Genomic DNA, 12371 nt, shown 5'->3' with positions numbered 1-12371 from the left:
ATTATAGGGGCCTGAAACCAGCCGTCAACCGTTTATTTCGGTTTTATTCAGACTTCAGCGAAACTCGCGCAAACGCCTTCTTGCCCGCCTGGCAGACATGGGTCGATCCGCAGCGAAACAGGAAGCCGCGATCGACAACCTGACCATCAACCCGAACACCACCCGCCCCCAAAAGATCACGTGCCATGGCGGCATTCTTGACGAGCCCTGCCTTATTAAGAACGGACGCAATCGGCATGTCCTGGTCGGACAGCAGTTCGATCTCTGGCAAATCTTCCGGCAGCTCGCCATCCTTCATCCGGTTACCGGCCGAACGATGCGCAGCCGCCGCAGCCTCCTCGCCGTGGAACCGCGCGACGATTTCCTCGGCCAGCTTGATCTTTATATCGCGCGGATTCGCGCCCCGATCGACATCGACACGAAATGCGTCAATTTCCTCGACGGAGCGGAAGCTGAGCAGTTCGAAATAGCGCCACATCAGCGCATCGGGTATCGACACCAGCTTGCTGTACATGACGCCAGGCAGTTCCTGGATGCCAACATAGTTACCGAGCGACTTGGACATCTTCTTGACGCCATCAAGCCCCTCGAGAAGCGGCATCGTGACCACGCACTGGGATTCCTGCCCGTACGCCCGCTGCAACTCACGCCCCATCAGCAGGTTGAACTTCTGGTCGGTTCCACCGAGCTCGATATCGGCCTCGAGCGCCACCGAGTCATACCCCTGCACCAACGGATAAAGGAATTCATGAATGGCGATCGGCTGGTTGGTGGAATAGCGCTTATTGAAGTCATCGCGCTCGAGCATGCGAGCGACGGTGTATTGCGAGGCCAGACGAATGAAGTCAGCCGGCGTGAGCCGATCCATCCAGGTCGAATTGAACGCGACCTCGGTCTTCGCCGGATCGAGGATCTTGAATACCTGAGCCTTGTAGGTCTCGGCATTCTCAAGCACCTGATCACGGGTCAGGGGAGGCCGTGTGGCGCTTTTGCCACTTGGGTCACCAATCATCCCGGTGAAATCCCCTATAAGGAAGACCACCTGATGCCCCAACTCCTGAAGCTGGCGCATCTTGTTGATGAGCACGGTATGGCCCAGATGAAGGTCGGGAGCAGTAGGATCGAAGCCCGCCTTGACGCGCAGAGGCTGGCCCCGCTTAAGCTTGGTGATCAGCTCGGACTCGACGAGCACTTCATCAGCGCCCCGCTTGATCACCGACAGTTGCTCTTCAACCGACTTCATGGCAAGTCCCATACCGACAATAAAGGGCATCAACCTTACAAGATCGCAGGCCAATTACAAGCCACCTCCCTGCAGCCGGCCGGCAGATGAACCCTTTCGAGGGTTGCCTCTATTGGGCTTTGCTTATATTTTAGACAGTTATTTCCCGTACAAAAATGCCAGAAGCCTAATGATGCATTCCAAATCAAAAGCTCCGAACTACCCCAAGAGCCATCTTCTGGCTGCCAGTGGTGTAGCTGCGCTGCTGAGCCTGGCTCTCCTCGTATTCCCGTCACGCGAAGTCGAAGCAAAGAAGACGTTCATTGATCTGAAGCTCGAGTCGGCATCGGAGCAGGTCTTTAGCGAGCCCGATGGCGACTCGAGCGCCTCCGAGGACTTCCCTTTTGCGCGTACCGGCAGCGCCGAAGCAACCACCGCCGACGCGACCGATCAGCCCCCCCAGGAAGAAGGTATCGCTGAAGCAGAAGAAGCTGCGGTCGATGCTCTGTCAAAGACCGTCGTAGTAGCCAATGGAGATACCCTATCGACCGTATTCGCAAAGGTGGGGTTATCTTCATCGGAAGTGCATGCGGTCCTTGCCAGCAGCAAGGACGCCAAGCAGTTTTCCCGCCTGAAGATCGGCCAGACCCTCGAGTTCCAGCTTAGCGAGCAAGGCGAACTGGCCAGTCTGCGCAGCAAACTCAACAGCCTGGAAAGCCTGTATCTCGAAAAGACCGCCGACGGATATTCTTTCAAGAAAGAACAGGTCAAGCCGGAGATCAGCGCCGTCTATGCCCATGGCGAAATCGACAGCAGCCTGTTCCTGGCCGCCAAGCGTGCCGGCCTCAGCCACAACCTGACGATGGACCTGGCCAATGTCTTCGGTTACGACATCGACTTTGCATTAGACATTCGCAAGGGCGACAGTTTCGAAGTGATCTATGAAGAGAAGACCGTAGAAGGCCAGCGCGTTGGCACTGGCAATATTCTCGCCGCGCGCTTCACCAATCGCGGCAAGACGTATTCCGCTGTGCGCTATACCAACAAGGATGGCGCCACCAGTTACTACAACGCCGATGGCACCAGCATGCGCAAGGCGTTCATTCGAACGCCGGTGGACTTCGCCAGGATCAGCTCGCGCTTCTCCAATGGGCGCAAGCATCCGATTCTGAACAAGATCCGCGCGCACAAAGGCGTCGACTATGCCGCGCCTCACGGCACGCCGATCAAGAGCGCCGGCGATGGCAAGGTCCTGCTCGCGGGCCGCAAGGGCGGTTATGGCAATACGGTGATCATCCAGCACGGCCAGCGCTACCGAACCCTTTATGCGCATATGCAGGGTTTTGCGAAAGGCGTACGCAACGGCTCCACAGTGAAGCAGGGGCAGATCATCGGCTATATCGGCACCACCGGGCTTTCTACCGGCCCGCACCTGCATTACGAATTCCAGGTCGACGGCGTGCACGTCGATCCCCTTGGCCTCAAGCTGCCGATGGCCGACCCGATTGCCAAGAACGAAAAGCAGCGTTTTCTTCAGCTGAGCCAACCCCTGATGGCGCGCATGGATGAAGAAAAAGCGACCATGCTCGCACTCAGCCGACAATAAGCATGCCTCTGTATCTGGGGGTGATGTCGGGCACCAGCCTGGATGGGCTGGACATCGCGCTCATCGAGCAGGATAGCCACACCCGCCTGGTCGCTACGCTTTTCCAGCCGATGCCTGCCCCGCTCCGGCACGAGCTACTTGCGTTGTGCTCCTCGGGGAACGACGAACTTGCCCGCGCGGCCATCGCCGAACAATGCTGGGTCGAATTGGCCGCCGATAGCATCCAGCTACTGCTCAGCGAACAGCAGATATCTCCACAAGCGGTACGTGCCATCGGAAGCCACGGCCAGACCGTGCGGCATGAGCCACATCGGGGTTTCACTATCCAGATCGGCAACCCGGCGCTGCTGGCAGAACTGACCGGCATTGCCGTCGTCGGTGATTTCCGCCGCCGCGATGTCGCCGCCGGAGGCCAGGGAGCGCCGCTGGTACCCGCTTTCCATGAGGCCGTGTTTGGCTGCGACCGGCGAACCCGCGCAGTCCTCAATATCGGCGGATTCAGCAATCTCAGCCTTTTATCGCCCAATGTCTCCACACGCGGCTTCGATTGCGGTCCCGGCAACGTGCTCATGGACGCCTGGATCCAGCGCGAGAGAAACCTCGCGTTCGACCGCAACGGCGAATGGGCGGGCAGCGGGACAGTCGATCAGGACCTGTTGGCGGCGCTGCTTGGCGAAGGCTTCTTCGCCACACGCGGACCGAAGAGTACGGGTCGCGAGCTGTTCAACCTGCCATGGCTCGACGCGCACCTGACGCGCCACGCCGGGCTGCGTCCGGAGAACGTGCAAGCGACCTTGCTGGAATTGACGGCCAGGAGCATCAGCGATGCGCTCCTCGAGGCCCATCCGCAAACGCAGGAACTGCTGGTCTGCGGCGGAGGCGCGCATAACGACGCCCTGATGCAACGCCTGCAGGCCCTGCTTCCAACCTGCGAAGTCAGCAGTACCGGCACTTATGGCGTGCCACCGGACTGGGTCGAGGCAATGGCTTTCGCCTGGCTCGCCCACTGCTGCCTCGAAGGCATTCCAGCCAATCGTCCCGGCGTCACCGGCGCCCGCGGCAGTCGAATCCTTGGGGCCATATACCCCGCCTGAGCCTCAAAAAATCGCCTGGAGCGATTTTTGACGGCGCGCCAGCGACGGCCCGGAGGGTGTGACCGCCAGGGATGGCGGGTCACAAAAACGCCGTGCATTGGCACGGCGTTTTCGAATCAGGACGACGTCAAATAGAAAACGACTGCCCACAACCACAGGTCGTTGTCGCGTTCGGATTCTTGATAACGAAACGAGAGCCCTCCAGGCCCTCCTGGTAATCGACCTCCGCACCGGCCAGATACTGGTAGCTCATGGGGTCGACGACCAGACTCACGCCTTCTCGCTCGATGACCGTATCGTCGTCCGCAATATCTTCATCGAAGGTGAAGCCGTACTGGAAACCCGAGCACCCGCCTCCCGTGACGAAGACGCGCAGCTTCAGACGCGGGTTGCCTTCCTCGTCGACCAGGCTCTTCACCTTGCTCGCGGCCCCCTGACTGAACTGGATGGCGGTGGGCGTGAAGGATTCGACACTCATTGGGTTCTCCTGGCGTGAAACGCCCTACTGCGTTGACGGTGCATTATCGGCTTTCCTGACAAAACTGGTCAACTATTCACCGCAAAGGCCAGGCCATTCCAGCGCTCGATCCGGCCTGCAAGCGCGAGCCGATCTCAGGGCAACAGCGCCACGTTGCCGAGGCCAAGCCGCTCGTCCAGGCCAAGCAGGATATTCATGTTCTGGATGGCCTGGCCAGATGCACCTTTCACCAGATTGTCGATCACCGAGAGTACGACGACCAGTTCGCCGCCCTGAGGGCGATGGACCGCAATACGACACACATTCGCGCCACGCACGCTACGTGTCTCGGGATGGCTGCCCGCGGGCATTACATCGACGAAAGGCTCGTTGGCATAACGCTGTTCGTACAGGCTCTGCAGATCGAGGGAAGTATCGGCAACCGTGGCATACAGGGTGGCATGAATGCCACGGATCATCGGCGTCAGGTGCGGGACAAAGGTCAGCCCCACCTCGCCTCCGGCGGCACGCCGCAGCCCCTGGCTGATTTCCGGCAGATGCCGGTGCCCCTTCACCGCATAGGCCATCATGCTTTCACCGGCCTCGGTAAACAGCGAACCAATCTTGGCCGCCCGGCCGGCACCACTGACCCCCGACTTGCAGTCGGCGATCAGCCGCGAGGCGTCGGCCAGACCGTTTTCAAGCAGCGGCAGAAAGCCCAGTTGGGTCGCCGTGGGATAGCAACCGGGAACGGCGATCAGACGAGCCGTGCGGATCTGCTCGCGATTGACTTCAGGCAGGCCGTAGACCGCCTCCGGCAGCAGTTCGGGGGCACCGTGCGCCTGACCGTACCACTTCGCCCACTCCTCGGCGTCCTGCAAGCGGAAATCGGCAGACAGATCGATCACCCGCGTGCCGGCAGCCAGCAACTCCCCTGCCAAGGCGTGGGCAACGCCATGCGGAGTGGCGAAGAAGACCACGTCGCAACCGCCCAGCGTGGCCGCATCCGGGACGCTGAAGGCGAGTTCGTCGTAGTGGCCACGCAGATTCGGATACATGTCGGTGACTTTCACGCCGTTCTCGGAACGGGAGGTGATCACCGCCACTTCGGCCTGAGGATGCTGAGCCAGCAGACGCAGCAATTCGACTCCGGTGTAGCCTGTGCCGCCGACGATACCGACCTTGACCATGACCTGCCCTCAACTGAAACCGTAAAAGCGCCGATGATAAAGCCGCTTTGACCGCGGGCCAACCGCCAGGATGACGTGTGCGCCCACTGCCACTACTATCGACGCATTCGCCCTCCAAGGATTCAACCGATGCTCTACCTCTGGCTCAAAGCGCTGCACATCGTTTCCATCGTCTGCTGGTTCGCCGGCCTGTTCTACCTGCCACGCCTGTTCGTCTATCACGCCATGAGCGAGGACCAGCCCAGCCGGGAGCGTTTCAAGGTCATGGAACGCAAGCTCTACCGCGGCATCATGCTTCCGTCGATGATTGCCACACTGGTGTTCGGCATCTGGATGATCGTGATCAACCCTGGTCTGTTCAGCACCGGCGGCTGGCTGCACGCCAAGCTGACCCTGGTGCTGCTGCTGATCGGCTATCACCATGCGTGCGGAGCACAGCTCAAACGCTTCGCTCGCGACGACAATACCCGCGGCCACGTGTTCTACCGCTGGTTCAACGAGATTCCGGTCGTTTTCCTGCTGGCAATCGTGATCCTCGTGGTGGTCAAACCGTTCTGAGCATCCGACAAAGCGCGTTGCATGGGTCGACACGGATGTTGTTACCCACCGCGAAGACCCGGCAGGCGATTCTTGTTTCAGCCGGGCAAGCCTTCTACTCTTTGCCCTCCGACTCCTTGTGACATGGACGCCGCATGCAAGAAGCTCATTTCAGGATCGTCTTCGATGGCGAATTGCTCCCCGGGATGTCGCTGGAAACCGTGAAGGTCAATCTGGCGAGCCTGTTCAAGACCGACGCCAGCAAGATCGAGCGACTGTTCGGCGGCCAGGCTGCGATCATCAAGAGCAAGCTCAGCAGCGATGAAGCCGACCGATACCTCGGCGCCCTGCACCGTGCCGGCGCCAAGGCATACAAGGAGCCCGAACGCCCCAGCATGCCACTCAGCCTGGTACGGACCGAAGAAGAGCGGGCTGCGCAGTCCGCCATATCGACCGCGACGAGCATGTCCTGCCCCAAGTGCGGCCATCTCCAGAACGAGTTCGTCGAGTGCCAGGCCTGCGGCATCATCATCGAGAAGTACCTGGCGCGCCAGGCGCTGGTGTCCAGCGACTCGACAACCAAAACCTCCGCCACAACGACCTCGCCCTATGCGCCGCCCTCGGCGGAAGTCGGCGAGACGATGCCGCCCCATGGCGAACTCCGGCCTCTTTCCGTTACCGGCCGAATCGGTCGACTGCGCTATCTGGCCTGGTCGCTGGTAATCATGGCCGCGGCAATGGGCCTGTTCGGCGTCGCTGCGATCGTCATGGCGATTTCCAGCACCGCCGGCCTGATCTGCATGGGCCTGGTCGGGGTCGGCCTGCTGGTGGTCAACGTGCAGATCGGCGTGCAGCGTTTGCACGACTTCGGCTGGTCCGGCTGGCTGATCCTGCTGAATCTGGTGCCGGCCGCAGGCAGCCTGTTCCCCCTCGTCATGCTGCTGATGCCGGGAAATCGGCAGGTCAATCGCTACGGCTCCCCACCGCCGCCCAACAGCCGGTCGGTGAAAATTCTCGCCGCCCTCTGGCTACTGGTGATTTTCGGCGGTCTGCTGGCGGCATTGACCGTGCCGGTGCTGGTCGACCTGCGCCAAGGGGCGGGTTTCTAGACGACGCTCAACCAGCCTGCACCGTGCGCCCTTGCGCCCACTGCCGGAGCGCGGCCAGATCCTCGGCCATCACCACCGAGAGCGGCGATGTCGCTCGAATGCTTTCGAGCAGCATCGCCTGATCGATCTGCCGCTGCCGGGCCTGCCCGGCATAGACGGCGCTCACCACCACCTGCTCGATCTCGGCGCCGGAAAAACCCTCGCTGGCTTCGGCCAGCGCAACCAGCCCGAAGTCGTCGGCCCGCAGCTCGCGACGGGCGAGGTGAATGCGGAAGATTTCCGCCCGGGTTTCCAGGTCCGGCAGGTCGACGAAGAACAGCTCGTCGAAACGCCCCTTGCGCAACAGCTCCGGCGGCAGGCGCTCGATCGCATTGGCGGTGGCGACCAGGAACACCGGCGCACTACGTTCGGCCATCCAGGTCAGCAACGTGCCCAGGACCCGCTGGCTGACGCCACCATCCATATCGCCGGTCGCCAGGCCTTTCTCGATCTCATCCATCCACAGCACGCACGGAGCCATCTGCTCGGCCAGCTTCAGCGCATCGCGCAGATTGCGCTCGGTCTCGCCGAAATACTTGTTGTACAGGCAGGCGAAATCCAGCCGCAGCAGGGGCAGCCCCCACAATCCCGCGACAGCCTTGGCCGCCAGGCTCTTGCCTGCGCCCTGAACGCCGACCAGCATCACGCCCCGCGGCAGGTCATCGTCCTGCCCGTTCAGAAAGGCGCCCTGGCGTTCGGCGAGCCAGCGCTTGAAATGAACCAGCCCGCCTACCTCGGCGAAACGTGCGGTTTCGTATTCGAAGCCGAGCACGCCATCGAGATCCAGCAACTGGAACTTGCTGCGATTGAGTTCGGGGAGATCTTCCTGGGTAATGGCGCCGTCGTCGCAGATCAGGTTACGCGCCAGGGCCCGCGCCTCGGCATGGCTCAAGCCGCGGAGGTTCTTCACCACCTGCTGCAGGGTTCGATTGTCGGTGCGCACCCGCGCGCCGCGATTGCGCTCGCTCCAGCGGGTCGCCTCGTCGCGGACGATGGCGAGCAGCTCCTCCTCGGCCGGCAACGACAGGCTGAATCGCGCGGCATGACGCTGCACTTCGGCCGGCAGCCCGAGGGCATGGGAGACCAGCACCAGGGTCGGCGCCGACGGCGCTTCGCTCATGGCGATGTCCTTGAGCAGGCGGACCAATCGAGGCTCGTCGAGAAACGGGTGCAGATCGCAGAAGACGTAGAGATTCGCGCCCGGATCATGCTTGACCAGCTTGAGCGCCACCTCCGGGGCACAGCTCTGCTCGCCGCCCTGAAGCTCGCCGCCGAAGGACAGGCGCCGCAGCCCCTCGGTTACCGACCACACGTAGAAACCGAGCCCCTGCCTGACCGCAAGTCCGGTGAGCGTCTCCAGCACCCTGCGCTCATCCCACGACTCGACCAGCACCAGCCTCACCCGGGACTCCAGGACCAGGCCCAGATCATGTATGTCGTTCTTCATGCAACCTCCCTGTACGGGCTCACCCTGGCGCCCTGTTACACTGTCGGACCGCTCTCTCCAGGAGAACCGCCATGGACTGTCTGTTTTGCAAGATCGTGGCCGGGGACATTCCCGCGCGCAAGCTTTACGAAGACGACCAGATTATCGCCTTCCACGACATCACCGCTCAGGCCCCAGTGCACTTTCTGGTGATTCCGAAAAAACACATCGCCACGCTGCACGACCTGAGCGAGGAAGACGACAAGGCGCTGGCCGGGCACATCCTGTTCACCGCCCAGCGGCTGGCCGAAGAGCAAGGCTGCCAGGAGGGCTTCCGCGTGGTGATGAACTGCAACGACCTCGGCGGCCAGACGGTCTATCACATTCATATGCACGTGCTCGGCCAGCGCCAGATGCATTGGCCGCCGGGCTGACGGCAGCCCGCCACGATTGGCCCACCCCGCTACGCCCGACCCGATGCCGACCCCGACCTTTACGGAGGACACATGCCCAGCCAACGTCATTACTCCCCAGCCGACCGCCTGCTGATGCAGGCCGATGCCGCGCTACGGACATTGCTTCCGTTCAGTGGACAACCGGCCCGGCCGTCACCGGCCATAGTGAAGGACGAAGCCGAGCTCAACGACAGCGAAACCCGCCACGTTGCCGGCCTGATGCGCATCAACCATACCGGCGAGGTCTGTGCCCAGGCGCTGTATCAGGGCCAGGCTCTCACCGCCCGCCTGCCACAGGTGCGCCAGGCAATGGAGCGGGCAGCCGATGAGGAGATCGATCACCTGGCCTGGTGCGAACAACGGATTCGCCAGTTGGGCAGCCACACCAGCGTGCTCAACCCGCTGTTCTATGGGTTGTCATTCGGTATAGGCGCCTCTGCCGGGCTGATCAGCGACCGCATCAGCCTGGGCTTCGTCGCCGCCACCGAAGATCAGGTGTGCAAGCACCTGGACGAACATCTGGGCCAGTTGCCGGCAAACGACGAAAAGTCCCGCGCGATTCTGCTGCAGATGCGCGAGGACGAAGCACAGCATTCTACCGCTGCGCTCGAGGCCGGAGGCTTGCGCTTCCCCGCGCCGGTCAAGTTCGGCATGAGCCTGGTTTCCAAGGTGATGACCAAGGCTACCTATCGGATCTAGGCTGGAGGCTGGAGGCTGGAGGCTGGAGGCTGGAGGCTGGAGGCTGGACAGCGTTCGGGGCAGCGTAAGGCTGTCCAGCCTTTGCGGCCTGGTAACGCAACGGCGGGTGGCAACCCGCCCTACGCCTGACGCCGCGCTTCGTCCAGCCTCCAGCGCTTCTATCGGCTTCGCGCCTTTTTAATTAGGCATATTGCGGGCGTAGAAGATTTCCAGCATTTCGTGGCGCAGGCGCTCTTCGACCTGCTTGCGCTGCTCCGGCGAAAGAGTGCGGGTCGCATCGCCGAACAGGTAATTCTCCAGCTCGAAGTTCTTGAGCAACATCTTGGTGTGGAACAGGTTCTCCTGATACACGTTCACGTCGGTCATCTGGTAAGCCGAGCGGGTGTCTTCGGAGAGGTAGTTCTGGACCGAGTTGATCTCGTGGTCGATGAAGTGCTTCTTGCCCTCGACATCGCGCGTGAAGCCGCGCACGCGGTAATCCACGGTGACGATGTCCGAATCGAACTGGTGGATCAGATAGTTGAGCGCCTTCAACGGCGAAATCACGCCGCAGGTCGACACATCGATGTCCACGCGGAAGGTGGCGATGCCATCCACCGGGTGGATTTCCGGATAGGTATGGACCGTGATATGGCTCTTGTCGAGGTGCGCCAGGATGGTTTCCGGCAATGGCCCCGGGGATTCCTCGATCTGGCTGTCGGTCGGCGTCACCGGCTGCTCGGAGATCAGAATCGTCACGCTGGCGCCTTGCGGCTCATAATCCTGACGGGCGATGTTCAGGATATTGGCACCAATGATGTCGACAACATCGGTCAGAATCTGGGTAAGCCGCTCGGCATCGTACTCTTCATCGATGTACTGCACATAAGCCTGTTGATCTTCAGGCGTCTCGGCATAACAGATGTCATAAATGTTGAAGCTCAAGGTCTTGGTCAGGTTGTTGAACCCGTGGAGCTTGAGTTTGCTTTTCACCATTGGGAAACACTCTCTTGTTGCGGCACTACCGCGTGATTGAGCATGCCCGTCAGATACCGAGGCATCTGCGTAGGACGGTAAACACCTCTTCGCACTTGCGATTGTGGCTTTTGCTGATTGAACGAAACGACCCGAGCAAATCGGGGCGCGCATTATGCAGAGCGGGCGGCGTCGACACCAGAGGTTCGCCCACTTTTATGGACGGGCGTAGCCACCACAGGCGCGATGGCAAGCGCCTGGGCAGTCGCTCGAAGGAAACGGGAATCTTGCTCAGCCGAGCTCGACGATCTCGTAGGCATGAGTGATCTCGACCCCGGCCCGCCCCAGCATGATCGAGGCCGAGCAGTATTTTTCCGCCGACAGTTCTACCGCGCGCTTGACCTGGGCCTCTTTCAAGCCGCGCCCCTTCACGACAAAGCGCAGATGAATCCTGGTGAAAACCTTGGGATCTTCGCTGGCGCGCTCCGCCTCGACAAAGGCCTCACAGCCTTCCACGGCCTGGCGCGACTTCTTCAGGATACTGACCACATCGAAGTTGCTGCACCCTCCGAGGCCGAGGAGCAACATTTCCATCGGCCGCACGCCGAGGTTACGCCCGCCGTTTTCGGGTGGCCCATCCATCACCACCGCGTGGCCGCTGCCCGACTCGCCGACGAACATGGCGCCGTCGACCCATTGAATGCGCGCTTTCATCGCCAACTCCAGAAAAAGAACAAGGCCGATAGCTTAACATGCCGGTCTGGATCGCCAGCGACAACGCGCCCGACCAAAGGTGCCTTGACCGTCTCGTTTCGGTTGTCGCAGTTTGTTGCCGGCCACCCTGCGTCTGTTAAGCTGACGCCAGCTAAATGACGCCACCTATAACAAGAACCAGCCCTAATCAAGTACTTATTCGGGACCCACAGCATGGTAGCTATCACACTTACGCCCAAGATAAAGAACATCGACAAGTTGCTCGCGCATTGCCATAGACGGCGCTACACCGCGAAAAGCACCATCATTTACGCCGGCGATCGCTGCGAGTCGCTGTTCTTCATCGTCAAGGGATCGGTCACCATTCTCATCGAGGACGATGACGGACGCGAAATGATCATCGCCTATCTCAATGCCGGCGATTTTTTTGGCGAGATGGGGCTTTTCGAGAAGGAAGGAACCGAGAAGGAACGCAGCGCCTGGGTCCGCGCCAAGACCGAGTGCGAAGTAGCCGAACTGAGTTATGCGAAGTTCCGCGAGCTGACCCAGCAGGATCCGGACATCCTCTACGCGCTCGGCAGCCAGATGGCCGAACGCCTGCGCAATACCACGCGCAAGGTCGGCGACCTGGCCTTTCTCGACGTCACCGGCCGCGTCGCCCGCACGCTGCTGGACCTGTGCAAGCAGCCGGATGCCATGACCCATCCCGACGGCATGCAGATCAAGATCACCCGCCAGGAAATCGGCCGCATCGTCGGCTGCTCCCGCGAGATGGTCGGGCGCGTGCTCAAGAGCCTGGAATCCCAGGGTCTGGTCTACGTCAAAGGCAAGACCATGGTGGTGTTCGGTACACGCTGAAGCCCCGGAAG

At 61.2% G+C, this 12371-nt stretch carries 13 protein-coding genes; 7 read left to right on the top strand and 6 right to left on the bottom strand.

All coding sequences use genetic code 11. The annotated features are described in order from the left end of the window. Positions 1-43: 43 nt before the first annotated feature. On the bottom strand, positions 44-1243 hold the full coding sequence (tyrS, locus tag IN820_RS01770; RefSeq protein ID WP_193679328.1) for a tyrosine--tRNA ligase: 1200 nt from the start codon (positions 1241-1243) through the stop codon (positions 44-46). Between the two features lie 169 nt (positions 1244-1412). Between tyrS and IN820_RS01765 the strand changes: the two genes are divergently transcribed. Together IN820_RS01765 and IN820_RS01760 are read left to right on the top strand one after the other, a co-directional pair. After that, on the top strand, positions 1413-2828 hold the full coding sequence (locus IN820_RS01765) for a peptidoglycan DD-metalloendopeptidase family protein (RefSeq protein ID WP_193679327.1): 1416 nt from the start codon (positions 1413-1415) through the stop codon (positions 2826-2828). Positions 2829-2830: 2 nt separating this feature from the next. Then, complete coding sequence (locus tag IN820_RS01760; protein ID WP_193679326.1) at positions 2831-3922, top strand: anhydro-N-acetylmuramic acid kinase; 1092 nt, start codon at positions 2831-2833, stop codon at positions 3920-3922. A 127-nt stretch (positions 3923-4049) separates the two neighbouring features. On the opposite strand, the gene erpA is transcribed toward IN820_RS01760, so the two are convergent. Both erpA and argC read right to left on the bottom strand, forming a co-directional pair. After that, on the bottom strand, positions 4050-4400 hold the full coding sequence (gene erpA / locus IN820_RS01755; protein ID WP_003296689.1) for an iron-sulfur cluster insertion protein ErpA: 351 nt from the start codon (positions 4398-4400) through the stop codon (positions 4050-4052). 134 nt (positions 4401-4534) lie between these two features. After that, positions 4535-5569, bottom strand: coding sequence for an N-acetyl-gamma-glutamyl-phosphate reductase (argC, locus tag IN820_RS01750; RefSeq protein ID WP_193679325.1), 1035 nt, complete (start codon positions 5567-5569; stop codon positions 4535-4537). 129 nt (positions 5570-5698) lie between these two features. On the opposite strand from argC, the gene hemJ reads away from it, so the two are divergent. Both hemJ and IN820_RS01740 read left to right on the top strand, forming a co-directional pair. Next, positions 5699-6127, top strand: a complete 429-nt coding sequence (hemJ, locus tag IN820_RS01745) for a protoporphyrinogen oxidase HemJ (protein ID WP_193679324.1) — start codon at positions 5699-5701, stop codon at positions 6125-6127. Positions 6128-6261: 134 nt separating this feature from the next. Continuing rightward, the gene (locus tag IN820_RS01740; protein WP_193679323.1) at positions 6262-7215 is read left to right on the top strand and encodes a DUF805 domain-containing protein; all 954 of its coding nucleotides are present in this window, start codon (positions 6262-6264) and stop codon (positions 7213-7215) included. A 7-nt stretch (positions 7216-7222) separates the two neighbouring features. Here the strand turns inward: IN820_RS01740 and IN820_RS01735 are convergent, their stop codons facing one another. Further along, complete coding sequence (locus IN820_RS01735; protein WP_193679322.1) at positions 7223-8701, bottom strand: AAA family ATPase; 1479 nt, start codon at positions 8699-8701, stop codon at positions 7223-7225. 71 nt (positions 8702-8772) lie between these two features. Between IN820_RS01735 and IN820_RS01730 the strand changes: the two genes are divergently transcribed. Together IN820_RS01730 and coq7 are read left to right on the top strand one after the other, a co-directional pair. Then, entirely contained in the window at positions 8773-9114 is a 342-nt protein-coding gene (locus IN820_RS01730) for a histidine triad nucleotide-binding protein (RefSeq protein ID WP_193679321.1), read from the top strand. A gap of 72 nt (positions 9115-9186) precedes the next feature. Further along, positions 9187-9834 carry a 2-polyprenyl-3-methyl-6-methoxy-1,4-benzoquinone monooxygenase gene (gene coq7, locus IN820_RS01725; RefSeq protein ID WP_193679320.1) on the top strand — a complete coding sequence of 216 codons (648 nt, stop codon included), beginning with the start codon at positions 9187-9189 and terminating at the stop codon, positions 9832-9834. Between the two features lie 177 nt (positions 9835-10011). Here the strand turns inward: coq7 and speD are convergent, their stop codons facing one another. Then, positions 10012-10806: an adenosylmethionine decarboxylase gene (speD, locus tag IN820_RS01720; protein ID WP_193679332.1), complete on the bottom strand. Its 795-nt coding sequence runs from the start codon at positions 10804-10806 to the stop codon at positions 10012-10014. 273 nt (positions 10807-11079) lie between these two features. After that, entirely contained in the window at positions 11080-11502 is a 423-nt protein-coding gene (locus tag IN820_RS01715) for an OsmC family protein (RefSeq protein ID WP_193679319.1), read from the bottom strand. 213 nt (positions 11503-11715) lie between these two features. On the opposite strand from IN820_RS01715, the gene crp reads away from it, so the two are divergent. Beyond that, the gene (crp, locus tag IN820_RS01710; RefSeq protein WP_106155936.1) at positions 11716-12360 is read left to right on the top strand and encodes a cAMP-activated global transcriptional regulator CRP; all 645 of its coding nucleotides are present in this window, start codon (positions 11716-11718) and stop codon (positions 12358-12360) included. Positions 12361-12371: the final 11 nt, after the last annotated feature.

Source organism: Pseudomonas lopnurensis, from assembly GCF_015070855.1.
GTDB lineage: Bacteria > Pseudomonadota > Gammaproteobacteria > Pseudomonadales > Pseudomonadaceae > Stutzerimonas > Stutzerimonas lopnurensis.
Note: the sequence above shows the minus strand (reverse complement) of the source record. Positions and strands in the feature narration are given on the sequence as shown.

What these genes read in the sequence shown, in the direction of transcription:
- coq7 (WP_193679320.1), top strand. Translation starts at nt 9,187, where the DNA reads ATGCCCAGCCAACGTCATTACTCCCCAGCCGACCGCCTGCTGATGCAG.
- erpA (WP_003296689.1), bottom strand. Translation starts at nt 4,400, where the DNA reads ATGAGTGTCGAATCCTTCACGCCCACCGCCATCCAGTTCAGTCAGGGG.
- IN820_RS01715 (WP_193679319.1), bottom strand. Translation starts at nt 11,502, where the DNA reads ATGAAAGCGCGCATTCAATGGGTCGACGGCGCCATGTTCGTCGGCGAG.
- IN820_RS01735 (WP_193679322.1), bottom strand. Translation starts at nt 8,701, where the DNA reads ATGAAGAACGACATACATGATCTGGGCCTGGTCCTGGAGTCCCGGGTG.
- crp (WP_106155936.1), top strand. Translation starts at nt 11,716, where the DNA reads ATGGTAGCTATCACACTTACGCCCAAGATAAAGAACATCGACAAGTTG.
- IN820_RS01740 (WP_193679323.1), top strand. Translation starts at nt 6,262, where the DNA reads ATGCAAGAAGCTCATTTCAGGATCGTCTTCGATGGCGAATTGCTCCCC.
- IN820_RS01765 (WP_193679327.1), top strand. Translation starts at nt 1,413, where the DNA reads ATGATGCATTCCAAATCAAAAGCTCCGAACTACCCCAAGAGCCATCTT.
- argC (WP_193679325.1), bottom strand. Translation starts at nt 5,569, where the DNA reads ATGGTCAAGGTCGGTATCGTCGGCGGCACAGGCTACACCGGAGTCGAA.
- tyrS (WP_193679328.1), bottom strand. Translation starts at nt 1,243, where the DNA reads ATGAAGTCGGTTGAAGAGCAACTGTCGGTGATCAAGCGGGGCGCTGAT.
- hemJ (WP_193679324.1), top strand. Translation starts at nt 5,699, where the DNA reads ATGCTCTACCTCTGGCTCAAAGCGCTGCACATCGTTTCCATCGTCTGC.
- IN820_RS01760 (WP_193679326.1), top strand. Translation starts at nt 2,831, where the DNA reads ATGCCTCTGTATCTGGGGGTGATGTCGGGCACCAGCCTGGATGGGCTG.
- IN820_RS01730 (WP_193679321.1), top strand. Translation starts at nt 8,773, where the DNA reads ATGGACTGTCTGTTTTGCAAGATCGTGGCCGGGGACATTCCCGCGCGC.